This window comes from Halorientalis salina (assembly GCF_005049285.1).
Lineage (GTDB): Archaea > Halobacteriota > Halobacteria > Halobacteriales > Haloarculaceae > Halorientalis > Halorientalis salina.
Genome location: NZ_SOSC01000002.1, coordinates 1 through 23122, shown reverse-complemented (window position 1 = coordinate 23122; position 23122 = coordinate 1). Strand labels below are relative to the sequence as shown.

General features: G+C 64.2%; 25 protein-coding genes, 1 tRNA gene and 1 pseudogene. 14 read left to right on the top strand and 13 right to left on the bottom strand.

From position 1 onward, the window contains the following. Positions 1 to 101 precede the first annotated feature (101 nt). Both E2481_RS04535 and E2481_RS04530 read left to right on the top strand, forming a co-directional pair. A complete protein-coding gene (locus E2481_RS04535) occupies positions 102 to 536 on the top strand; it encodes a pyridoxamine 5'-phosphate oxidase family protein (protein ID WP_136715950.1) in 435 nt (144 codons plus the stop codon). A 61-nt stretch (positions 537 to 597) separates the two neighbouring features. After that, on the top strand, positions 598 to 966 hold the full coding sequence (locus E2481_RS04530; RefSeq protein WP_136715949.1) for a VOC family protein: 369 nt from the start codon (positions 598 to 600) through the stop codon (positions 964 to 966). A 190-nt stretch (positions 967 to 1156) separates the two neighbouring features. Here the strand turns inward: E2481_RS04530 and E2481_RS04525 are convergent, their stop codons facing one another. Further along, positions 1157 to 2119 (bottom strand): D-2-hydroxyacid dehydrogenase, encoded by a 963-nt coding sequence (locus E2481_RS04525; protein ID WP_136715948.1) that lies wholly within the window; start codon positions 2117 to 2119, stop codon positions 1157 to 1159. 156 nt (positions 2120 to 2275) lie between these two features. Between E2481_RS04525 and E2481_RS04520 the strand changes: the two genes are divergently transcribed. Together E2481_RS04520 and E2481_RS04515 are read left to right on the top strand one after the other, a co-directional pair. Then, a complete protein-coding gene (locus tag E2481_RS04520; protein ID WP_136715947.1) occupies positions 2276 to 3634 on the top strand; it encodes an NAD(P)/FAD-dependent oxidoreductase in 1359 nt (452 codons plus the stop codon). A gap of 921 nt (positions 3635 to 4555) precedes the next feature. Next, a complete protein-coding gene (locus tag E2481_RS04515; protein ID WP_136716434.1) occupies positions 4556 to 4978 on the top strand; it encodes a hypothetical protein in 423 nt (140 codons plus the stop codon). A 154-nt stretch (positions 4979 to 5132) separates the two neighbouring features. Here E2481_RS04515 and E2481_RS04510 read toward each other — a convergent pair whose 3' ends face one another. Then, entirely contained in the window at positions 5133 to 5510 is a 378-nt protein-coding gene (locus E2481_RS04510) for a hypothetical protein (protein WP_136715946.1), read from the bottom strand. Positions 5511 to 5665: 155 nt separating this feature from the next. Between E2481_RS04510 and E2481_RS04505 the strand changes: the two genes are divergently transcribed. After that, complete coding sequence (locus E2481_RS04505; RefSeq protein ID WP_136715945.1) at positions 5666 to 7255, top strand: PH domain-containing protein; 1590 nt, start codon at positions 5666 to 5668, stop codon at positions 7253 to 7255. Between the two features lie 66 nt (positions 7256 to 7321). Next, positions 7322 to 8734 carry a class II fumarate hydratase gene (locus tag E2481_RS04500; RefSeq protein ID WP_136715944.1) on the top strand — a complete coding sequence of 471 codons (1413 nt, stop codon included), beginning with the start codon at positions 7322 to 7324 and terminating at the stop codon, positions 8732 to 8734. A gap of 24 nt (positions 8735 to 8758) precedes the next feature. On the opposite strand, the gene E2481_RS04495 is transcribed toward E2481_RS04500, so the two are convergent. From E2481_RS04495 to E2481_RS04475, 5 genes are all read right to left on the bottom strand, one after another. Further along, entirely contained in the window at positions 8759 to 9046 is a 288-nt protein-coding gene (locus E2481_RS04495; protein WP_136715943.1) for a HalOD1 output domain-containing protein, read from the bottom strand. A 189-nt stretch (positions 9047 to 9235) separates the two neighbouring features. Further along, complete coding sequence (locus E2481_RS04490) at positions 9236 to 9775, bottom strand: DUF1684 domain-containing protein (protein WP_136715942.1); 540 nt, start codon at positions 9773 to 9775, stop codon at positions 9236 to 9238. Between the two features lie 244 nt (positions 9776 to 10019). After that, positions 10020 to 10093: transfer RNA gene (locus E2481_RS04485), tRNA-Thr, on the bottom strand. Between the two features lie 11 nt (positions 10094 to 10104). Further along, a complete protein-coding gene (locus E2481_RS04480) occupies positions 10105 to 10614 on the bottom strand; it encodes a GNAT family N-acetyltransferase (protein WP_136715941.1) in 510 nt (169 codons plus the stop codon). Beyond that, the gene (locus tag E2481_RS04475) at positions 10611 to 11804 is read right to left on the bottom strand and encodes a phosphoglycerate kinase (RefSeq protein WP_136715940.1); all 1194 of its coding nucleotides are present in this window, start codon (positions 11802 to 11804) and stop codon (positions 10611 to 10613) included. The genes E2481_RS04480 and E2481_RS04475 overlap by 4 nt, the downstream gene beginning before the upstream one ends. A 159-nt stretch (positions 11805 to 11963) precedes the next feature. Here E2481_RS04475 and E2481_RS04470 point away from each other — a divergent pair, with 159 nt between their 5' ends. The 4 genes from E2481_RS04470 to E2481_RS04455 all read left to right on the top strand — a co-directional run bounded on the left by E2481_RS04470 (position 11964) and on the right by E2481_RS04455 (position 16221). Beyond that, entirely contained in the window at positions 11964 to 13061 is a 1098-nt protein-coding gene (locus E2481_RS04470; protein ID WP_136715939.1) for a branched-chain amino acid ABC transporter permease, read from the top strand. 316 nt (positions 13062 to 13377) lie between these two features. Further along, positions 13378 to 14637, top strand: a complete 1260-nt coding sequence (locus E2481_RS04465) for a branched-chain amino acid ABC transporter permease (RefSeq protein WP_250137749.1) — start codon at positions 13378 to 13380, stop codon at positions 14635 to 14637. Next, the gene (locus E2481_RS04460; protein WP_370628380.1) at positions 14624 to 15475 is read left to right on the top strand and encodes an ABC transporter ATP-binding protein; all 852 of its coding nucleotides are present in this window, start codon (positions 14624 to 14626) and stop codon (positions 15473 to 15475) included. The genes E2481_RS04465 and E2481_RS04460 overlap by 14 nt, the downstream gene beginning before the upstream one ends. After that, positions 15472 to 16221 carry an ABC transporter ATP-binding protein gene (locus tag E2481_RS04455; protein ID WP_136715937.1) on the top strand — a complete coding sequence of 250 codons (750 nt, stop codon included), beginning with the start codon at positions 15472 to 15474 and terminating at the stop codon, positions 16219 to 16221. Before E2481_RS04460 ends, E2481_RS04455 begins: the two co-directional genes overlap by 4 nt. 1 nt (position 16222) lies before the next feature. On the opposite strand, the gene E2481_RS04450 is transcribed toward E2481_RS04455, so the two are convergent. The 5 genes from E2481_RS04450 to E2481_RS04430 form a co-directional block, all read right to left on the bottom strand. Continuing rightward, on the bottom strand, positions 16223 to 17491 hold the full coding sequence (locus tag E2481_RS04450; RefSeq protein WP_136715936.1) for an ABC transporter substrate-binding protein: 1269 nt from the start codon (positions 17489 to 17491) through the stop codon (positions 16223 to 16225). Positions 17492 to 17581: 90 nt separating this feature from the next. Then, positions 17582 to 18160: a CBS domain-containing protein gene (locus E2481_RS04445; protein WP_136715935.1), complete on the bottom strand. Its 579-nt coding sequence runs from the start codon at positions 18158 to 18160 to the stop codon at positions 17582 to 17584. Between the two features lie 151 nt (positions 18161 to 18311). Continuing rightward, complete coding sequence (locus tag E2481_RS04440) at positions 18312 to 19073, bottom strand: GTP cyclohydrolase III (RefSeq protein WP_136715934.1); 762 nt, start codon at positions 19071 to 19073, stop codon at positions 18312 to 18314. 54 nt (positions 19074 to 19127) lie between these two features. Next, complete coding sequence (locus E2481_RS04435; protein WP_136715933.1) at positions 19128 to 19493, bottom strand: DUF7344 domain-containing protein; 366 nt, start codon at positions 19491 to 19493, stop codon at positions 19128 to 19130. Positions 19494 to 19601: 108 nt separating this feature from the next. Continuing rightward, a complete protein-coding gene (locus tag E2481_RS04430) occupies positions 19602 to 19898 on the bottom strand; it encodes a DUF5785 family protein (protein WP_136715932.1) in 297 nt (98 codons plus the stop codon). A 225-nt stretch (positions 19899 to 20123) separates the two neighbouring features. Here E2481_RS04430 and E2481_RS04425 point away from each other — a divergent pair, with 225 nt between their 5' ends. The 4 genes from E2481_RS04425 (at position 20124) to E2481_RS04410 (ending at position 22933) form a co-directional block, all read left to right on the top strand. Beyond that, a complete protein-coding gene (locus tag E2481_RS04425; protein WP_136715931.1) occupies positions 20124 to 20429 on the top strand; it encodes an AbrB/MazE/SpoVT family DNA-binding domain-containing protein in 306 nt (101 codons plus the stop codon). Next, a complete protein-coding gene (locus E2481_RS04420; protein WP_136715930.1) occupies positions 20422 to 21159 on the top strand; it encodes a hypothetical protein in 738 nt (245 codons plus the stop codon). The genes E2481_RS04425 and E2481_RS04420 overlap by 8 nt, the downstream gene beginning before the upstream one ends. A gap of 311 nt (positions 21160 to 21470) precedes the next feature. Next, the gene (locus E2481_RS04415; RefSeq protein WP_136715929.1) at positions 21471 to 22145 is read left to right on the top strand and encodes a DUF7504 family protein; all 675 of its coding nucleotides are present in this window, start codon (positions 21471 to 21473) and stop codon (positions 22143 to 22145) included. Next, positions 22142 to 22933, top strand: coding sequence for a DICT sensory domain-containing protein (locus E2481_RS04410; RefSeq protein WP_136715928.1), 792 nt, complete (start codon positions 22142 to 22144; stop codon positions 22931 to 22933). Before E2481_RS04415 ends, E2481_RS04410 begins: the two co-directional genes overlap by 4 nt. A gap of 77 nt (positions 22934 to 23010) precedes the next feature. Here the strand turns inward: E2481_RS04410 and E2481_RS19125 are convergent. Continuing rightward, a pseudogene (locus E2481_RS19125) lies at positions 23011 to 23122 on the bottom strand (transposase); the annotation flags it as partial.

Below are 23122 nucleotides of genomic sequence, written 5' to 3'. Positions count from 1 at the left end.
GGGATCGCGTTCCCGGTTTCTGAGAACGGCCGGCGGACCGTCTGGCGGTTCGACCGACACGTAACTGTCTTCTACCTGTGGCGACGACTTACCGAGGTGACATGAGGCAGCTGACCGACGCCGAGGTCATTGACGTCCTCCAGCGCAACGGAACGGGGGTGTTGGCCCTGAACGACTGGGTCGACGCGAACCCGCATCCGCTTCCGGTTTCGTACGGCTACGACGACGAGCGCGACCTCTTCGTCGTCCAGCTCGAAGGCGACGAGGAGAGCCACAAGAAGCGGTGTCTCCAGCGCGACCGGAACGTCGGGTTCACCGTCTACGAGGAGACGGAACCGAAATCGACGTGGCGGAGCGTCATCGTCAAAGGCGAACTGGTCGAAACCGAACACGCGGACGTCGAACCCGCCCTGGCGGTCCTCGCCACGAACACCCAGTACGCGCCGAACCCGGTCACATGGGGTGACTCCGACACCGTCTCGCCCTACCAGCTTGAGATCGAGACCTGGAGCGGACGGGAGTTCACCATCGGCTAGTGCCCGTCGACAACTCGCAGTGAGAACGGTTTTAGGTTCGCTGCCTACTACTCCCGACTGCATGGACATCTTGCACACCTGCATGAACGTCTCGGACGCGGACGACCTCGCGGACTGGTACGTCGAGAATCTCGACTTCGAGCGGTCCTGGGAGTTCACGAGCGAGGACGGCGAGACGCGCAACGTCTACGTCGCCGAAGACAGCGGCGTCGAGATCCAGCTTTCGGACACCGAGGGCGAGGACGACTTCGAGTTCGGAACTGGCTGGGACCACCTCGCAGTCGGAGTCGAGGACGTGGACGCGGCCTTCGAGGAGATCGATCACCACGGCGTCGTTCAGGAACCCTCCGACCAGCCCGCCGCCGGTGCCCGCACGGCCTTCGTCGAGGACCCCGACGGCCACGTCGTTGAACTCATCGAGCCACTCTAAATTTTTACTTTGCTACGAAAGAGCGCAGAGCGCTCTTTCGGCATGACGAGAGAGCTTTGCTCTCTCGAACCACGTCGGGTGCCTCGCTCCGCTCGGCACCGCTCCTCGCAAAAATTTAGTATAAAAATTACCCGGACGCTCATTTGATTCGCGTCCGGTGAACCGCGGCGCGGAGCGCCGCGGATGCTTGTTACGAGAGGTTGATCCGATTTCGCAGATTCTCCGGTTCGCCCGCGGCGACCACCTGGACGTTTTCCGCGACGATGTCGGCGAGTCGCTCGTGGTACTCGGGTGTGAACCCGGAGTTGTGCGGCGTCACGAGGACGTTCTCGAAGTTCCAGAGCGGGTGGTCTTCGGGCAGGGGTTCGGGATCGGTCACGTCCAGTGCGGCCCCGCGGATCTGGTTGCGACGGAGCGCGGCGACGAGCGCGTCGGTGTCGACGACCTCGCCGCGAGCCACGTTGACGACGACGGCCTCGGTCGGCAGGCTCTGGAGTCCCGTCTCGTCGAGGAGGCCACGCGTCTTGTCGGTCAGCGGACAGCAACAGAGCAGGTACTCCGACCGGGCCAGTGCCTCGTGGACGTCCCCGTAGCCGAGGACCTTGTCCGTCGGCCCACCTTTCTCGGGCGAGTGGCGCACGCCGATGGTGTCGACGCCGAACCCGTCGAGGCGGGCGGCGACGGCCTGCCCGATCGATCCGAGGCCGACGATACCGACGGTGCTGCCGGCAAATTCGTGAGTCGGATACGACTGCCACTGTCGGCGCTGCTGTCGTCGCCACCCCTCGTGGAGTCGGCGCGCGAAGCTGAGACAGAAGCCGATAGCCTGCTCGGCGACGTTCGGCCCGTGAACGCCCGAGGCGGTCGTCACTGCGATATCGCGATCGGCGAGTGTATCGAGCGGCAGGTGATCGTAGCCGGCGTATGCACAGGCGAACAGGCTGAGGTTCTCGGCCCCTTCGAGCAGTGACTCGTCGATGTCCGAGCCGGTCGCGACCGTTGCCGTCTCCAGCAGCACCCGCGCTCGATCCGGCGTCTTCGCAACCCGGACGTCGTGGTCGGGGAGGCGGTCGCGTAGCGCGGCCGCGTACGCCGAGGGCGGCAGTCCGTGGAACTTCTCACCCAGGACGACGACGTCGAAACTACTCGTCACTGTCGGATCGCCTCCGTCGGGGTATTCTGCTGTTCATACGCATTCTCGCGGTCCCCGTCGACAAAAGGGTAGGCCGGCCTGACAGCGACGAGACAGGCCGACCGCGCCACCGCCCGGAATGGCAGGACTTTAACACCAGCACTACGCGATACCGGTATGGAACAGGTGGACGTGGCCATCGTCGGCGGGGGTCCGGCCGGGTCGTCCGCGGCCCGCGAGGCCGCCGCGCTGGGCGCCGACACGGTCGTCTTCGAGAAGGGCGTTCCCCGGGCCGACCGCGACGGCCTCGGTCCGGACTCGACCGACGCCGCCGGCATGCTCGATTACTGGGTCGACATCATGGACTTCCGCCCGGAGGAGATTCCCGACGAGGTCATTCTGAGCAAACTCGACGGGGCACAGTTCCTCGGCCCGAACGAGGACATCACGATCCGCAGCACCGGCGTCTCCGCCCGATATCCTGACTTCGGCTTCGCCTTCCACCGCGCGAAGTTCGACGACTGGCTCCGCGAACGCGCGGAAGCCGCCGGGGCGCAGTTCCGCGTCGGCGTCAGCGTCACCGACGTCGAGACGGACATGACCGGCGGACACTCCCACCGCCTCGAACTCGCGGACGGCGAGGACGTCGAGGCCACCTATCTCGTGCTGGCGGACGGGCCACAACGGACGATCACAACGGGGGTCCTCGACCAGTTCATGCCCCACGACCACAGCGTCAGCGATCACCTCGGTTCGAACCGGGCCAACCACATCGCCTACCAGGAACACCGCAGAGTACCGGAAGAGCTGTTCGACCCGGAACTCATCAAGTTCTGGTGGGGGATCATGCCCGGACACACGGCGTACCCCTGGATCTTCCCGAACGACGACAACGTCGCCCGCATCGGACTGACGATGCCCATCGGGATGGACATCGACGACTACGACAAAAGCGAGTGGGCGCTCCTGCAGGAGGACGACACTGACATCCCGCGCGGGCAGGTCTACATCGAGCGGTTGCTCGAACGCGAGTTCCCCGAGTACGACATCTCGGACTTCCCCATCGTCGAGGACCGCGGGAAGGCAAAGGGCACGGAAACGTACCCCATCTCCTCGACCCGCCCCATCGAGTCGCCGACGAAAGCCGGCATCGCAGTAGTGGGCGGTGCGATGGGCGCGACCTCGGCGTTCCACGAGGGAGGCGACCACGTCGCGGTTCGGACCGGCAAGATCGCCGGGCAACTCGCCGGGCAGGGCCGCCTCGACAGGTACAACGACGAGTGGAAGGCAGCCATCGGCGAGGAGGTCCGCCGGAACGTGTCGCTGGCCGACATGGTTCGGGACTGGGGGCCGACCCAGTGGGACCGGACCTTCGGGGCCGTCAGCGACATGCTGGACGGCGGCCACTACCGGCCGACGAAGGCGATTACAGCGGGGGCGACCGGCCTCAAACTGCTCGCCGAGTACAAGGGTCGGAAGTTCTTCCTCCGCTCGGGGCGGTTCTGCCAGCTGCGCGAAGACGACTTCCTGGTATGACATCCTCCTCGGCGTATACGCCGAGGTTTCCTCTCGCGTGGGGGCGGGCGGGCCGACCCCACCGGAGGCAAGATTCCCCTCGTGGGTACTCCGGTTTGCACGCAAGCCGTCAGACCGCGTGAACGGTGTGATGTACTTGGGTATCTGCTTGGCCCGTGCGGGCAGTGCCATCCACCTGACTGTGCCTCACGGCGGAGTCTCCCTCGGGCAGGCTCGCGTTTTTGATGTGGCCAGAAATCGGAGATTTCTGGCTGCCTGCCAGACGGAGTCTGGCAATGACGGGTGAACGCCAAACCACACCCACTTTTCCCGAGAAAATGATTCGGCATACGACCTCAGTGGGCAAAAATCCATGGGTCTCTGAGTGAAAGTAACGCGATTCACGCCCGCCCTGTTCGGTCCTCGGTTCCGACAGCGCGTCGGAACACTCGGCTCTCAGGGGAAGGGTGGGGAACTCTCTCGCTGTCACAGGTAGCGCGACAGTCTTTTCTCCCGGTGGCCGCTACGATTCACTGCGTGCCTTTAGTCCCCGCCCGAGCACACCCGTTAGGGCGCGATGACCGCGCGGAGAACCCGGGCGCGCGACATTCACAGCCTGGTCGCACTTCACGCGACTCTGCCCGACGGTAACAGCCGTCCGGGTACGAGACGCTGCGAGCGTCTGATCCACCCGGCACGAGGGTTTCCCGGCTGACAGGGCACACCGCCCCGGATGATGTCGGTCGTTAGTGTTCCGGGTGACATTTTACACTCGAATTAGACGACTCCCGCAAGAATCAGCTGTCCTCTGTCGCGGTCAAGAGAGGCGTTACACGTCACTTCGCTGGGATCTGCTATGAGCTTTATTGCGTTCCCAGTGGAACCACTGGTATGGCACTCGATGTAGCGATACCGGACCCACCGGATCTCTCGAACCGAGGGATGCCGCGGGAGTTCGAGTGGCAGGACGAAACGCTCGGATCAGAGGACTTCTACCGCGAGGACCTCGAAGACCTGCTGCAAGAAGGGGCGTGGACGGAGGGATTCAACGAGTGGGCCGAATACACGGACCTCGACGAAGCGCAGTTTCGAATCCTCACCGATCTCGACCTGTTCCAGGCGTTCGACTTCTACTGGGACCCCACCGACGACCGCCTTCGATTCGATCCTCCGACAGTTCCGGACGACTGGCGGGAGCGAGACGCGACCGAGTCGCTCGATTCGAGCACGGTGTCGATGATCGACGGCGCGTTAGATGACCTCGGCCGAACCGTCCACGAGACGCTGGAGGACTACCTCGAACGGAACGACGAAGCATCCGGTTTCGGGTGGGGTGAGGACACGTACGGCAATCGCGAAGAGTGATGTCAGTAGGGTTGGAGTTCACGGATCGTCTTTCGTAAGTTCACTTTCTATGCCCCTCCCAGACTTCTCGCCCGGGAGTGTTCCGGGTGACATCTCAGACCGGAACAGACGTCTGCGTACTCCGCTATGGTTCCCGACAGCCACGGCGACCGCCTTATCGCGTGTCGACGCATTCGCTGGCCACTTCGACGCTCCCGTCGGTGACCCTGACGGTCCCGTCGAAGAGCGCGCACGTCCCGGCGTTCCACCCGAGTTGGCCCTGCCAATCGTCCCCGGTGACGGTCACTTCGTGCCGACCGTCCGTGCCGACGGTGACCTCGAAGGTGCGAGCCACGCTGCTTTCGATCCGATCCGACTCCTCCTCGTAGGTCGTCCCTTCGTCGTCGACGACTTCGACGAGCACGCTGACAGGGTCCGCGCGTTCGTTCTGCACGGTGAGATCGAGTTGCCCGCGCTCGGTACGACCGGACAGGACCGAACAGCCCGCCAGGGATCCGACCGCTGCAACCGTGACGAAGTGGCGACGATTCATATCATGTACAGGAAGACCTGACACTTGAATCTCACCTCGACGGAACTCCCGGTCGTAAGGGCTCGGTGCCGTTGCTGCCGGGATCGCTTCCTGCCAGCCGTCGGTGAGTACGAGAGGGAAACTGATACCACCGTTCGACGTGACGCCTCGAACGAATGAAGCTGCACCCGTTGAGTGCCGTGACCCGCTCGCTCCAGCGTGGGCTCCTCGCAGCGTCGTTCGTGTTCTTCGCGTTCGGGATGGCGAACGTCGCCTTTTCGGGCGCGGGGGACCGAACCGGGCTCATCCTGGCGTTGCTCCCCGTGGCCTTTCTGGCCGGCGTCGCCTATCAGGTCGCGTACTACTACCGCTTCGAGTACGAACTGACGCCGGACACGCTCGATATCGACAGCGGGGTGTTCGGGCGGCAGGAACGGGAGATTCCGTACCGACGGGTTCAGAACGTCGACATCACCGAGAGCATCGTCCACCGGATTCTGGGCGTGGCCGTCGTCCGCGTCGAGACGGCCGGCGGCTCGGAGACGGAGGCCGAACTGGACTTCGTCGCGGCCGACGAAGCCCGGCGGCTCCAGGGCGAGATCCGCGAGCGCAGGGCCGCCGCCCAGGGCGAGACGCGGACCGGAACCGACGCCGAGGACGAGACGGCGGACCGGCCGGACGGCGTGGCGGACGACGCCGTCGACGCCGGCGAGACCCCGGTCCGAGAGCACGGGCCCAGGGTCGACGCCGGGTCCTCGACGCCCATCTTCTCGCTCGGGTCGGGGGAACTGCTGGCGCTGTCGGCCGCCTCCTTTCGGTCGGCGTCGATCTTCCTCCTTGTCGTCGGGTTCCCGTTCGTCCAGGACTTCGTCGTCGGGACCGCCGTCCGGGTGACCGGCGTCGACCTCGGTCCCGGGGCGGTGACGTCGACGCCGGACATCGCGCTCGTCGCCGGCCTCATCGCGATTTTCCTCGCGGTCCTCACCTCCTGGGTGCTCTCCGCCGTCGCCACGTTCACGGAGTACTACAACTTCACGCTGGGCCGGCAGGGCGAGGACCTCGTGTACGAGCGCGGCCTCCTCCAGCGGTATAGCGGGTCGATTCCGACCGACAAGATCCAGACGCTCACGATCAAGGAGAACCTCCTGATGCGCGCGCTCGGCTACGCGGGACTCAGCGTCGAGACGGCGGGCTACAGCCCGGGACAGCAGAACGGCCAGGGCGGTCCCCAGGCTGCGATCCCGCTCGCCGGACGCGAGCGGACGCTCTCGCTGGCCCGCGACCTGGAAGCGTTCGACGAGTTCGAGTTCTCTCGGCCGCCGAAACGCGCCAGGCGTCGCTACGTGGTTCGCTATCTGCTGGCCGTGCTGTCGCTGACCGGCGTCTTCGCTGCGATCGCGCAGGTTCTGGGGAACTTCACGCTCTGGTTCACGCCGCTCTTGCTCGTGCCGCTCGTCCCGGTCGCCGCTCACCTCAAGTGGACGCATCTGGGCTACGATGCCGGCGAGGAGTACTTCGTCGTCCGGTCGGGGTTCTGGCGACAGACCATCCGCGTGGTCCCCTACTACCGACTACAGACGGTGGTGCGCGAGCGATCGGTCTTCCAGCGCCGCCTCGGGCTGGCACACCTGACCGCCGACACAGCCACCTCGTCGCTGCTGGGGCGGCGGGACGCGACGGCGTTCGACATCGACGACGACGAAGCTCGGCGGCTCTACACCCACAACCGCGATCGGTTGCAGGCGAGTCTCGGCCTCCGGCAGTGAGCGGCGCGCCTGCCAGCGGCGTATCACATCATTTTAGGAGCGTTCCGGTCGGAGTTCTCCACGAACATGAGTGACGACGACTATCGCACTGAGCAGGACAGTCTCGGCGAGATGCAGGTGCCGGCGGACGCCTACTGGGGCGCACAGACCCAGCGCGCCGTGGAGAACTTCCCCATCTCGGGCATCACCTTCGGCCGCCGGTTCGTCCGCGCACTGGGCATCGTCAAGAAGGGTGCGGCACAGGCCAACCTCGAACTCGAACTGATCCCCGAGGACAAAGCCGAGTGCATCATCGAGGCCGCCGACGAGGTCATCGCCGGCGACCACGACGACCAGTTCCCCGTCGACGTGTTCCAGACCGGGTCGGGCACCTCCTCGAACATGAACGCCAACGAGGTCATCGCCAACCGCGCGACGGAGATCTACGGCGGCGAGATCGGTACTCGCGAGATCCACCCGAACGACCACGTCAACTTCGGCCAGTCCTCGAACGACGTGATCCCCACGGCGATGCACGTCGCGTCCCTGGAAGCCGTCGAGAAGGACCTCATCCCCGCCCTGGAGACGCTCCAGTCGGAACTCGCGGCGAAGGAAGACGAGTACTCGGACGTCGTCAAGACCGGCCGAACCCACCTTCAGGACGCGACGCCCGTGACGCTGGGCCAGGAGTTCGGTGGCTACCGCACCCAGGTCGAGAAGGCGATCGTCCGCGCCGAGAACACGCGCGACCACCTCGGCGAACTCGCGCTGGGCGGGACCGCCGTCGGGACTGGTCTGAATACCCATCCGGAGTTCCCGGCACTGGCCGCCGAGTACATCAGCGAGGAGACGGGCCTGGCGTTCCGCGAGGCTGACAACCACTTCGAGGCCCAGGCCGCCCACGACGCGATGGCCGAGGCCCACGGTCAGCTTCGAACGATCGCCGGTTCGCTCAACAAGATGGCCAACGACCTGCGCCTGCTCGCCTCCGGGCCGCGCAACGGGTTCGGTGAAATCGACCAACCCGAGAACCAGCCCGGCAGTTCCATCATGCCCGGGAAAATCAATCCCGTCGTCGCCGAGGCGGTCAACCAGGTCCACAAGCAGGTCGTCGGCAACGACGCCGCCGTCGAGTACGGCGCGGCCGAGGGCCAGATCGACCTCAACCTCTACAAACCGGTCCTCGCACACAACTTCCTGCAGTCCGCGAACATGCTCGCGAACGCCAGCGAGACCTTCGGCGAGAAGTTCGTCGCGAAACTGGAAGCCGACCAGGAACACTGCGAGGAACGGGTCAAGGAGAGCATGGCGCTGGCGACCGCGCTCAACCCCGCCATCGGCTACGACAAGGCCAGCGACGTGGCGAAAACCGCACTCAAAGAGGACAAGACCATTCGAGAGGTCGTCCTGGAGAAGGGCTACCTCGACGCCGAGGAGGTCGACGACGTGCTCGACCCGGCGAAGATGACCGTTCGAGGCATTCTCTCGGCTGACGACTGATCGGCGGCGTCACCCCAACCGGCTTCACTTCCTCGTCGACGGGATCTTCAGGAACTCCGCGGAGCCGTCCTGATTGAGCGTGATCCGATAGCCGGCGTAGGTGAACGTCATTTCTACCTGTGCCTTCGCCGTCGGCGGGTCCGAGTAGAGGTTGTCGGCCATGTGGTCGATCGTGTCGTACAGCGACGGCAGTTCGTCCGAATCGACGCCTTCGAGTTCGGCGACGGTCTCGACGATGATGTACGTCGGTTCGTTCTCGCTCGTGTCGAACTGGAAGTGCGTCGGCGTATACTCGTCGTCTGTAGGGGCCATATCCGTCCATCCATCTGCTCGGCTATACAGATTCGCCAGCACCACACCAACCGGCGACCAATTTGGGACAAGCACTGGAGCGACTCACTCTACGTGGCCACCAGTGGGAACCAATCACGCACAGACCGTCCGTGTAGGAAGCCAGTTCCGTGCGACCGAACCCCGTAATTCGCTAGTCTTCCGACGGAACTACGGCGTCCGCTCGCCGGCCTCGACCGTGGTTTCGAGCCAGTTCTCTTCGGGTGGGAGCGGGCACGAGAACGTCTCGCTGAACGCGCAGAACGGGGAGTACGCCAGGTTGAAATCGACGGTCACCTGGTCGCCGTCTTCGAGGTCCCGGTCGGGTTCGAGTTCCATGTACCGGCCGCCCTTGTAGGTCTGGGGCCCGGTCGTCTTGTCGCGGAACGGGACGAACAGCGCCTTCGAGTCGTCGTTCTCCTGTCGGTACCCACAGAGTTCGCGGGACTCGCCGTCAAGTTCGAACGCGAAGGTGACGACTCGCAGGTACCGAACCGTGCGGCCGTCGCTCGTCTCCATCTCGACCGGGTCCGGGTCGTCGTGGACGGTCACGGTGGCTTCGACGCGGTACTCGGGGTCCGGGTCGAAGTAGTTCAGCCCGTCGAACTCGTCGCGTTCCTCGGGCGGAATCGGCGACTGGCGGTGGTCGGCGAAAAAGCGGTCCTTCTCCTCGCGGTTGGCGCGGAGTTGCGCGGCCCAGTCGTCGGTCATGGACACCCGTACTCGGCCGACGGGTTTCAGTGCGACGACTCGGTCGGGCCGTCGCCCTCGGGAACGCCGTGTCCGCTATGTCGCCTGACGTTCCCGATTGGAATCGATTCTGCCGTTCGCTGCCACAGGAGGGATGTGGAATCACGCGGAGACGACCTGCATCACTGCGTTCGGCGGCTGTGTCCCCTCTCGTTCAGATCCTTCGATGGCTCACACTGTGCTGACGGTTCGCGACCGCGAGAAGAGCCAGGGGTGCGATTTGAACGCACGAACTCCCGATTACAAGTCGGGTGCTTGAACCACCCAAGCTCCCCTGGCACACGTCGGTGTTATTCCCGGTCCTTTGAGTGATTATCGCTTTCCACTGGCTTTGCCAGTTGGATCCGGTGGGGTTCGAACCCGTGGCGGCGATAGAACCGCTCGGCGGCGTCGTTCGCCACCATGACTTCGAGCTTGACGACCTCGATACCGCGTTCCTCGAGCCCCGCTGTCGCCGCATCGAGCAGATCGCTCCCGATACCGCGATTGCGATACGGCGGGCGGACGTAGAGGTTCTGGATGGTCCCGCGGGAGACCGTCGTTTCGAACGTCCGTCCGTCGGTACTGTACATCACGAAGCCGAGAATCGCGTCCCGGTCGGCGTCGAACTCGTCGCTTTCTTCGGCACGGGCGACTCTGACGCCGTCCGTGACGATCGCCCGGAGCAGCGATTCCCGGATCGCATCGCGGTTCGCGTCCGTCCGGAGGTGCGACCCGTACTGGCGCTGTTCGGCGGCCAGACTGACCCAGTGGTCCGCGAGGGCGTCCGCCGCTTCGACGTCCGGTGATTCGATTCTCACTCTGTTTTCAGTACCTCGACGGCCGGGAGGGTGCCGCCCGTGAGCAATCGGAGGGCCGCACCGCCGCCCGTACTGACGTGATCGAACCCGTCGATACCGAGGCTGCGCAGCGAGGCCGCCGTATCACCGCCGCCGACGATGCTGTACTCGGCGCGCGTCGCAGCGCCGAATATCTCTCGGGTGCCGACGGCAAAGGCCTCCTGCTCGAAGACGCCCGGCGGACCGTTCAGGATGGCCGTCCCGGCGGTCTCGAACGTGTCGGCGTAGGCAGCGATCGTCGCTTCGCCCACGTCGAGTGCCGGGGCGTCGACGGGCAGGTCCGCCACGTCGACGACCTCGCGCTCGCCGTCCCGGGAGACGGCCACGTCCTCCGGGACGCGGATCTTCTCACCGTGTTCCTCGAGGAGGTCCGCGGCCTGATCGATGGCTGTCGCGTCGCGGTCGACAATTGCTTCGCGAGATGGTTCGCCGATGTCGACGCCGCTGGCCGCCAGGAAGGCGTTGCCGGTCATCCCGCTGGTCAGGATGGTATCGGCGAGATCACGGGAGAGGACGCTCTCGGCGACCTCCAGGGCGTCGGCGATCTTCGCGCCGCCGAGGGCGTACACGCGTGGGCGCGGTGTGTCCTCGATGTTACTGAGGACGTCCAGCTCTCGCTCCATCACGCGGCCGGCGTAGCTGTCGACGCGGACCGGGAAGCCGATCATCGAGGGCTGTGAGCGGTGGGCGGCGGCGAAGGCGTCGTTGACGAACGCGTCCAGTTCCGGCGCGAGGCGCTCGACCAGGAAGGTCTCGGCGGCTTCGTCGGCCGGGAACTCCATGTACTCCTCGCTGTAAAACCGGGTGTTCTCGAGGAGCACGGCTTCGCCGTCGTCCAGCAGGTTGACGGCGGCGCGGGCGTCGGCCGAGAACGTCGCGTCGCAGTACTCGATCGGGTGATCGAGGAGCTCGGCGAGACGGTCGGCGTGGTCCTCGAGTCTGGCGAACTCGTCACCGCCCGGTCGCCCCTGGTGGGCGAGGATGGCGACGCGACCACCTCGGTCCAGCAACTCGTTCAGTGTATCGACGTGGGCGCGAAGGCGGGCGTCGTCCGCGAGACCGCCCGACTCCGACAGCGGGCTGTTGATGTCAACGCGTATTCCCACCGTCGTCCCGTCGACGGCAAGGTCGTCCAGCGTCGGTATCCCCATATCCACCGTTCCACTGGGACCGAGGAAAGGTGTTTTGTTCGATGCCGGTCCGCGATCGAGAGCTGCTATCACACCTCACTGACGGGTCGGCCCGTGACCGGTCGGATCCAGTCTCGGAGTAGTGATACTTAATAGGTGTGAGTGATACCGTGTCACAGTATGGGCGCTACTCAGGCGTATATTCGAGGTCGAAAACTCATCACGGAGCGACCAGGTCTGGTCGTCGTCTCGGCTATCGCCGTACTGTTATTTCTCGATCTGGTACGGCGAATCCTCACCGGTGCGACGCTCATTTCGACGGTCGCCGGCTATGTCTGGAACGGGACTGTCATCGGGTTGATAATCGGTCTGGCCGGGATCGGACTCTCGCTGACCTACAGCATCCTGAACTTCGCGAACTTCTCGCACGGTGACTACCTGACAGTCGGGGCGTTCTCGGGATGGACGGCGTCGTATCTGGTCGCCGGGCTCGGCACGGCGACGATTGGCGAACTCTTCTTGTTGAACGCGAGTCCGCGCGACATCGGGATCACGGCCACTGCGGAACCGCTGTCCATCGTGGCCGGGCTCGTCGTGGCGATCGTGATGACGATCCTGATCGCGCTCCTCATCGATAGACTCGTCTACGAACCGATGCGCGATGCGGGCGGCATCTCGCTGCTCATCGCCAGCATCGGTGTGGCCCTGGCGCTTCGCTATTTCGTCGTCTTCGTCTATGGAACCAGCCTCCGGGGGCTGACGGCCGGGGACGTTCCCAAGGTCAGCCCGACGATCGTCGACGGGACGATCACCATCGACGCACACGAGGCGACGCTGGTCGTCAGCGCGGTGCTGTTGATGCTCGGCATCCACGTGTTCCTCCAGCAAACGAAGTTCGGGAAGGCCATGCGAGCGATGTCCGACAACAAGGACCTCGCACGGGTGACCGGCATCCCGACCGAGCGAGTCATCCAGTGGACCTGGCTCCTCGGGGCCGGCCTGGCCGGGTCGGCCGGCTACCTCATCGCGCTCAAGCGCGGGTCGATGGGGTTCAATCTCGGCTGGGTGCTCCTGCTGTTGATCTTCGCGGCGGTCATCCTCGGCGGCATCGGCTCCATCTACGGCGCGATGATCGGCGGTGTCATCATCGGCATCGTGCGCAACCTCTCGCTCGTCTGGCTCCCGACCGACTTCAGCCTGGCCGCCGCCTTCCTCATCATGATCCTCATCCTGCTGTTCCGCCCGGAGGGGATCTTCGGCGGGGTGAAAACGGCATGACGCGCCGCGGACGCCCGGTGACCGGCCGCGGTCACCAGGAGGTGACGGACGGATGAGCCCCGTCGCGGACACGACCGAGCAGTTCACGACCGACGACCTGGCCGAGTTCACGCGCGAGAGCAGCGCGGCGACTGCTCTGGGCGCGCTCGCGCTCGTCTGGGTGGCCCTCTCGGTGCTGTCGCTGGTCGGCGTCGGCGGGATCGTCCCGCCGCTGCGCGAACTCGTAATGGTGCTGGCAGTGTACGCCGGGCTGGTGTTCGCCATCGGGGCGCTGTGGCGCTACTCGAAGAGCGACGCCCTGCTCATCGTCGGCGTCATGCTCGCGCTCTACGTCGTCTTCGGCGTCGCGATGGTGGTGTTCCTGGAGCTACCGCTGAACGGCCTGGTCAACACGCTCCGGCGCATCACGTTCCTCTCGGCGGTGTACGCGATGCTCGTCCTCGCGTTGAACCTCCACTGGGGGTACACCGGACTCTTCAACATCGGCGTGGCCGGGTTCATGGCCATCGGCGTCTACACCATGGCCATCATCTCCGGCCCCGAACTCGGACTCGGACTCCCGCTCCCACTGGGCATCGTCGGGGGCGTGTTGGCGTCGGCGCTGGTCGGGCTGATCGCCGCGCTCCCGGCGCTCCGGCTGGACGCCGACTACCTGGCCATCGTCACCGTCGCCTTCTCCGAGATCATCCGCCTGACCCTCAATTCGTCGGTGTTCGCGGAGATGACGCTGTTCGGTACCACCGTCGGGACCGGCGGCGGACAGGGCATCCGGACCCCGGAGAACCCCATCCGAGCCATCTTCTACACCGATCCCGGCGATACATCGGCCGGGCTCACCCCCGTCGGCGACGTCCTGTTCGAGGTCACCGGGTCGCTCAAAGTCTTCCTCGTCTCGGGGGTCGGGATCCGCGATTCGGTCGTGATCGGGCTGGCCTACGTCATCGCCCTCGTCGCCATCGTCGCTGCCTTCTACTGGCTGTTGCGTCGCATCGGCAACTCGCCGTTCGGTCGCGTCCTCAAGGCAATCCGGGAAGACGAGATGGTCGCGAACTCGCTCGGGAAGGACACCCAGCTGTTCAAGATCAAGACGTTCATGGTCGGCTGTGCGCTGATGGGGCTGGCGGGCATCCTCTGGCGCGGCTCGACCGGGTTTACGATCCCCAGCGACTACATGCCGATCCAGACGTTCTACATCTTCCTCGCGCTCATCATCGGCGGCGCGGGCTCGAACACGGGCAGCGTCCTCGGTGGCATCGTCTTCGCGACCCTGCTGTTCGAGGGGCCGCCACAGCTCGCCCGCATCATCCCCGTGCTGTTGGACGACCTCTTCGGCCTCCAGATTACCGATGCCCCGAACACCTCCATCGAGGCCATCGCGCCGCTCTCCTCGCTGGACGTCACCCCGTTTATCGCCTACTCGCTGGAGAACATCTCGACGCTCAGGTTCATCTTCCTCGGGGTGCTGATCGTCTATCTGATGCAGAACCGTCCCGAGGGACTGCTCGGACACCGCAAGGAGTCGGCGGCAGCGGTCGACCTCTCGGCGGGCCGGAACGGGGGTGGTGACCGTGAGTGAGAGCCCACGGGAGTCCGGCGAGACGGCCGAGACCGCCGACCGGGCCGACGCGACGGCCACGCACGACACCGACTACCCGCTCCGTGTCGAGGGGTTACGCAAGGAGTTCGGCGGCATCACGGCCGTCGACGGTGCGACCTTCGAGGTCGAAGCCGGGTCGTTGACGGGGCTGATCGGCCCGAACGGGGCCGGGAAGTCGACGACGTTCAACTGTATCACCGGCATCTACGAGCCCACCGACGGGGCCGTCTACTTCGACGGCGAGGACGTCACCGGTCTGGAACCGTATCAGGTCGCCCAGCGCGGACTGGTTCGGACGTTCCAGATCGCTCGCGAACTCGGCGAGATGACCGTTCTGGAGAACGTAATGCTGGCCCCGCGTGACCAGCGGGGCGAGGCGCTGTGGCGCTCGGTCACGCCGGGCGTTCGGGGCGGCGTCGTCGAACAGGAAGCCGAGGTCCGGGACCGCGCCTGGGAGATGCTCGAGTTCTTCGAGATCGACCACCTGGCCGAGGAGTTCGCCGGCAACCTCTCGGGCGGCCAGCGGAAACTCCTGGAGATGGCCCGGGTCCTCATGACCGATCCCGAGATGGTCCTGCTCGACGAACCGCTCGCCGGCGTCAACCCGTCGCTGGAGAACAAACTGCTCGACCACATCCACGACCTGCGGGCTGACGGCTACACGTTCCTGCTGGTCGAACACGACATGGAAGTCATCATGGAGAACTGCGAACACGTCATCGTCATGCACCAGGGATCGGTTCTCGCCGAGGGCGACGCCGAGGACATCCGATCGAACGAGTCGGTCATCGAGGCCTATCTGGGGGAGGACGTATGAGCGGGTCCCAGCAGGGGGCGACCCAGGGAGCGGAGCGAACCGACGACCTCCTCGAAACACGGGACTTAGACGCCGGCTACGGCGACCTGCAGATACTCGACGGCGTCGACATGCGCGTCGGGGACGAGGAGTACGTCACCATCGTCGGACCGAACGGGGCGGGGAAATCGACCGTGATGAAGTCGGTGTTCGGACTGACGACGCACATGGGCGGGACCGTCACCTTCGCTGGCGAGGACATCACGGCTCTGAACCCCGAAGACATCATCCACAAGGGGATGAGCTACGTTCCCCAATCCGACAACGTCTTCGACACCCTGACCGTCGAGGAGAACCTGGAGATGGGGGCCTACATCCTCGATTCGGTGCCCGAAGAGCAGCTGCGCGTGATCTACGACCGGTTCCCCATCCTGGAGGAGCGCAAGACCCAGAAGGCGGGGACGCTCAGCGGCGGGCAACAGCAGATGCTCGCGATGGGCCGGGCGCTGATGCTCGACCCGGACCTGTTGATGCTCGACGAGCCGTCTGCGGGACTGGCTCCGGACCTGGTCGATGAGATGTTCGACCGCATCGACAGCATCAACGAGGCCGGGACGGCCATACTGATGGTCGAACAGAACGCGAAAGAGGCGCTCCGGCGCTGTGATCGCGGCTACGTCCTCGTGCAGGGCCAGAACAGATACGAGGACAGCGGTGATGCGCTGTTGAACGATGAAGAAGTCAGACAGGAGTTCCTCGGCGGGTGACCTAGGCCTCGAAGTCGACAGTAGTGATCTGACTGAACCCGCTCTCGCTGTCGGGCGCGAACTCCCAGACCTCGTAACTGACCGCGGCCATGTCGCCGTTGTCGTCGAAGTTGACCGACGAGGAGGCACCGGCGTAGTTCACCGATTCGCCGTTGCCGACCATCTCACAGGCCTCCGCCAGGTTCTCCGGTCCGACGGTCGTCCCGTCGGGGTTGGCCACCGTGCGCAGGTTGTCGCGCACGTTCGTCCCGTTGTTCCCGCCGGCAGCGATGTTCGCGAGGATCATCACCGCCGAGGCGTCGTACGCCTGAGCGTTGAACACGCCCGGTGACGTGTCGTACTCGCTCCGGTAGAGTTCGTTGAACGTGTCGACCTGCGGCCCCGAGGCCAGCGGCGCGCTGCCGATGACGTTCTCCATGTCGTTGCCGACCTGGCTCGGAAGGTCCGCGCTCTGGAGGCCGTCCGTGACCATGATGGTCCGGTCCGAGGAGAAATCCGAGTAGTAGTCGCGGAACAACTGGACCCCGCTCGCGGGATACCCGATGACGATGAGGATGTCCGGGTCGTCGGCGGTGGCGTTGTCCAGCCGCGAGGTGTAGGAGGATTGCTCTTTCTCGAAGGACACCTGCGATTGGACCGTTCCCCCGTTGTCCTCGAACGCGCCGGCGAAACTCTCCGACAGCGACTGCCCGTAGCTGTTGTTCACGTACATCGTCGCGGCCGTGCTCGCCTCGCGTCGGTCGCGGGCGACCTGTGCGAGCACCTGGCCCTGGAGGGCGTCGCTCGGTGCCGTCCGGAAGACGTAGTCGTTGTCCTCCAGATCCGTCACCGCCGGCGACGTACTCGACGGCGAACAGCCGACGACCTCGCTCGGGATGAGGACCTCGCGCGTCACCTGGAGGTTCACCCCGGAGGATGCCGGTCCGGTCACCATCGGATAGCCCGAGTTGACGAGTGCCTCGGCCGCGCTGACGCCGGCCGTCGGGTTCGTCTGCGTGTCCTCGACCTGCGTGTCGAACTCCACCGGGAGGTCCGCGTCGTTGAGTTGCGTCGCCGGCAACAGCGCCGCGTCGCGAATCGGTTGCCCCAACTCCGCGAGGTCGCCAGTCTCCGGCATCAGAATCCCGAGCTTGATCGCGCTCGACCGATCTTCCAGACTCACTGCCGTGCCGTTGCTGCCTTCGTCGCTCGTCGTACAGCCCGCGAGTCCAGCGATCGCCGCACCGCCGATGCCCTGCAGGACTCGTCGTCTATGAACCTTTTGCGTCATGTTCCTTCTTAGGTATACTCCGGTCCGTTATAAAATATTGCGTCACGGGTATGAGAACCCATGCCAGGGTATCTCTCTGCCCCGGCCGTCTCAGACGTCTTTACAGTCAGCACAGACCAGTTGGCCGTTGAACGACGAGAGATCTCGCGTGAGCGACCCGCACACCTCACAGATGCCCTGGCTGGAGTACTCCTCGTCGGTAGCCGTCGCCTCGGTGGTTGCCACGGCGGCTTCCGCACCGATGTCTTCGGACTCGACGTCCGGGCTGGTCGTTCCGTTGACGCGCGGGTTCAGCGTCGACGCCGTCACGATGTCGTGTTCGGAGATGACGCCGATCGGTTCGCCGTCACCCATCACGAGCAGGCGGCGCGTCGACGTTCCCGACATCATGTCCGTGGCCGTCGCGAGCGACTCCGAGGCCGAGACGGTCGGCGGGTCGTCCGTCATCGCGTGTTTGACCTGCAGCGATTCGAGGTCGCCCTGATCGACGGCGGCCCCCAGCAGGTCCCGTTGCGTGAGAATCCCGACCGGTTTGGACCCCTGTAGGACCACGACCGCCTCCACGTCCTCTTCGAGCATCAACGCCGCCGTGTCGACGAGCGTGTCCGCCTCGCTTGCCCCGACGTACTCCCGTCTCATCACTTCTCTGACTGTGACTTCACCGTTCATGTGCTAAGCTTTCACACACTGTGTCTAAAAGCTACCTACGCCACGCTTAAGACTGTTGACGCCGTAGTAAAGGAGTCCGGATCGACCCACACCCGCATCGGGTCTGATATTCTGCGTATGTGTTTTTGCGGAAACGTATCGACGGTCGATCTCAGAACAGTAGTTCCACGTCCGCACCGTTCGCGCGGCAGTGTTCGAGGGCGTGTTTGGCGTCCATGCCGGCCGACTGGGCGGTCCGGCCGCGGCCGACGCCGACCTTGAGGTCGACCTCGACGGCGTCGTTGACGTGATCGATGGCGTCCTGGTAATCGGCCTCGTCCAAGTCCGGACAGACGCCGATGACGTTGTCGCCGCCGACGAAAAAGCACAGCGAGCCGTGGGCCTGGCGCATGTAGCGCATCAACTCGGCGTAGCCCTGTTCGATGTGGATGAACGTGTCGAACTCGTTCAACTGGTCGGTGTATTTGCCCGTGGCGTCGTTGACGTCGAAGTGGGCGATCTGGACGTCCTCCTCGGTCCGGAACTCGTCGTCGATCGTCCGGCCTTTGAGTATCTCTCGTCGGTGTTTGTCCTGGGCGCTCCCCGCTTCCTGGAGCTGGTCCGTCGCGTCGCCCAGCGCCTGGGCCGGCGTCGTCCCGGTCGCCACCGAGAGACTCATCGTCACCGGGTATCGGTTCCCGACCGACTCCTGGACGAGTGCGTGGGCGTCCATATCGAGTCCGTTCGAGACGGCGATCATGTTGTCGAATCGCGAGAAGAAAACGTAGCCGTCCCGGTTGCCAAAGAGCTGTGAGAGGTCAGCGAACAGCCGGGACTGGAGCGTCTGGAGGTCCACCTCGCGGCGCGGTTCCGGGGTGACCGTCCACGGCCCGTAGTTGTCGATCTGGATGTGGGTCACCTGCGTATTCGTCACTGTACCCGTCGGTAAACACCGGCCTGCTATTTGTCTTTGGTTCCGGAGTCCCCGTCACTCCTCGGCGAGCGCGTCCAGTCTGGTCGCCAGCGCCTCCGGCCCGGTGAACTCGACCGTCCCGAGGCGGGAATCGAAGGCGACGACATCCGTCGCGGTCAGTTTGGGCAGTCCCTCCTGAAACACCTCCGTACGCGCACGCCGTCTGTCGGCCGCCGATACCGACGCCGCCGGCGCTGACTCGGCCGCTGCCAGTTCCGCCGCGAGGTCCTCGACGGTGACCGGTTCGTCGGCTTCGACCAGCGTCGTCAGCAAGACACGCCGTCGCGGGCACGCGAGCAGGTCCTCGATGACGGCGGCCGGCAGCCCCTCTCCGTGTCCGGTGGGACCGACCCATCCGGGGTGTGATCCGTCTGTAGCCATGGCCTATCGTGGTGATTTATCGGCCACCCACAAGTATGTGTCGCGGTCTCATACCACACGGTTCACACGGACGATCACGAACAGAAGGACTCCGAATCGCTTGGAGCGCTATGCGAGTTCGTAGAACCAGAGGCCCTTCTCGCGCATGTTCTGGCCGACGGCCTTGTGGAACTCGGGGAAGTCCTCGAACTCGGATTTTTCGACGCCGTCGAGCGCCGTTTCGAGGCTGACGACTGTCTCGTAATCGATGCGGATGGGTTCGTCGCCGTGTTCGTCGACGAACTCGTCGCGGGACAGCGGGAAGTCCTCCGTTTCGTCGATCTTCTTGGCGATGATCGCCTGTCCGTACTTTCGCCGCCCCTCGCTGCCCTCGTCGCCGTCCGGGTCGTGCGGCCACTCGCTCATACCTCATCCTCCGGACGAACCGTGCAAAAGCGTTACTCTCCGCGCCCGCCGTCCGCGCCGTCCTCCCACCCGCGAGCGAGTCGCTCATCGACGCGCACCGACCGGCCGCGTTGCCGATCCGGTAAACCACGCCGAGTCAGTTTACTATTGTTGTCATCAGATGGCATCAGATGGTTCTCAATGGGAACAGCTAAGTACTCGGGGAGACTACACGTTAGTACAGGGATGTCAGACGACCAGAACGGGGCCGCGCTGCTACCGGCGCTACTCGCAGACAAACTCCAAGAGGCGGGCGAGACGGCGATCGACACGCAGCAACAGGCTCTCATGCAACTGCTCGGACAGGCACAGTCGCCGACGGACTTTCCGCTGGAAGCGATCCAGCAGACGGCGACGTTCAAGACACGCGTCCAGAGCAGTGGTCGCATCAGCATCCCGGACGCTGAACGCCAGGCACTGGACATCGAGGAAAACGACATCGTCCAGGCCATCATCGTTCCCGTCTCCAACGGGGGGAATTCAAATGACTAACAACACATCACCCATCGGTACGATCTTCAAACTGCAGCGAGACACGATCAAGAACGGCGAGAAAGCCGTCGAACAGACGCTGAAGGTGCCCAAAGAGGTCAACGAGACCATCCGGGGAACCGTCGACGACCAGAAGGAGGCCCAGCAGCGGACGCTGGAGTTCGGTCAGGACACGATCAACCAGATCCTCGACACCGTCGAGTCCGCGACCCCGAGCGACGACGACACCGTCGACCAGCTCCGTGATTCGGTCAACAACGGCTTCGACACCCTGCTCGATCAGCACGCCGAGGCCCTCGACGTGATCGACGAGCAGTACGGGGAAGGCATCGACAGCTACTCCGAGGCGACCGAGGACGCCCTCGACGGCCTCGGTGACCTGCTGGAGGTCGTACTCGACAGCAACGAGGAACTCGAAGGCCAGACTCTCGACGCCATCGAGCAGATCGTCGACCAGTACGAGAACCTCGTCGAGCAGATCGAAGAGCAGACCGACGAGATCGACGACCGCATCATCGAGCAGGCCGAGGAGTTCGAGGACCAGCTCGACAAGCAGCTCGACCGCTACCAGGACCAGCTCGACCAGCTTCAGGACCGCTTCGACGACGTCCAGGAAGACGTCGAGGAGAACGTCATCGACGTGCAGGAAGCCGCCGAGAAGGCCGTCGAGGACGTCGAGGTCTCCATCAGCGACGACGAAGCCGACGAAGCCGCTGACACCGACGAATAAGCCACGCTCCGAGTCGTTCCCCGACTCGCCACCTGGCCACACGTGCCACTTTTCCGAACCTGAACCGAGCAGCGTCAGCTCGACTGGTCTTTCCACATGCACGTATTCGCTGCTCGCGGGTTGCTCACGGCAGAAGACGGTTGGATGGGATTCCGTGCGGACAACTGCTCTCAAGGCAGTCGCGTAAGGCCACTTCGCGGATCCCACCATCGGCTCGCCGATAGAGAGGAGGACGACCGTTCCGATCTATCCGATGGGAAGGCATATTTCATATCACGCTCTTTCTATCTCATAGACGAGACTGGTTCAATTTGAAAAAACTGACAGCGCAGAGAGATGGGGCACGAGTCAGTGAGATACTTCCCGACGAAACCCTCAAATCGAACATCCTCATTAGCGGGCCGACACGCAGTGAGAAAGACACTATTGCGTTCGACTTGCTTGCGGAGAGTTGGGCCTCCGAGCGCCCGCCGTTCGTGATCACGGCGATGGACACAGCGGACCAGTTTCGATCCCGGTTCAACGCGTTCAGTCCGCCGAATCGACGAGTCGAAGATCTTTACGTCATCGACTGTACCGAATCAGGCCAGAACGAGGACGCCACCGGGACGCCGACCTGTACGTCAGCTACGCCTGCTGACCTGACCGGTGTTGGGATCTGCCTCTCGAAGGGATACGACGAGTTCGGGACAACTGGTGGCCGAGTCATCCTGCTCGATAACCTCTCGACATTCTTAGTGTATTCCGACGTGGATCGTATCTTCCGATTCATTACGGCGATTAACAACCGCGTGACAGAATTCGGAGACATCACTGTCCAGCTGCTGGACACCGATGCGATCGACACCATGGACAAGAACAGGCTCACGCAGCTCTTTTCGACTGTTATCGAAGTCAGAGAAGATGAAGGGAAGACACTGTTTAGAGTCCAGGGTGGCACGGAGACCACGTGGGCCGAGTATCCATCCCAGGGTGAGACCCGATGAACGAGCTCTTGAGGTATCTCAATCGGCACTCGCGGACGCTCACGATCTATGACTACGCGGGAACAGAGAACCAACTCCAGGAGTTGTCGCAGTGGCTGAGCGGATACGGAATCGATGTCAGGACTGTGGCAACGGAAGGGACACGACTCGACAACGTCGCCGTCCTGGACGAGGAGGGAACCGTGCTTGGGGCGTGTGCTGCCGAGGAGTTCCTCTCGCGGTTGTCCTTCGAGAGGGCCATCGAGGACGGCGAGGAACCATCGGTCCCCGAGATGGTGGCATCTTTGTCGACCGACGTGACGGTGCAACCGGCACAGAGCGTCAAAGAGATGGTCCGCATCTCACGGGAATTCGAACGCCGAGCCCTGCGAGAGGGAGGCGGTGAACTCCACGCTGGCTTCCAGCGCCTCTCACAGATTGCCAACTCTGAACGCACGATGGAGATGTACACCACACTCGCCAACGAGGGCGTCGACGTGCGTGTCTACGGCTATCCAGACACGACACTAAACGCCGTCCCGTTCACCGTTGTCGAGGACGATCACCGCGAGTTAGAGCAACACTGGTTTCTCCTGTACGATGGGAACGACGACCCGCAGCGAAAGGCAGCACTCGTCTCCGAAGAACGTCTCGATGAGTCACGGGCGGCGTCTTCTGCGCCCAGCGCGGAAAGTAGCGAACCAGCGGGTGTCTATGACAGCGCTTTCACCACCGATCCGGAAACCGTGGACGAACTGTTCACGCTCGCACGTGACAACTACCCCGATCTGTTGGTTACGTCCGAATAGAACGATTCGACAGACCGCGGAGGTCCCCCGACGCAGTGCAGCAGTAATGAATTAGCGCACTAGTCAACTACCCCACCCTAAGCGCCTTCGGCGCTTTGAGGGTGGGGCTTGTCCGTGAACTCGGCTTCGAACCCATCAGGGTAGGCGGTAAATCCGCGCTTCGGCTTCACCGTTCCAGACTTTAGGGCG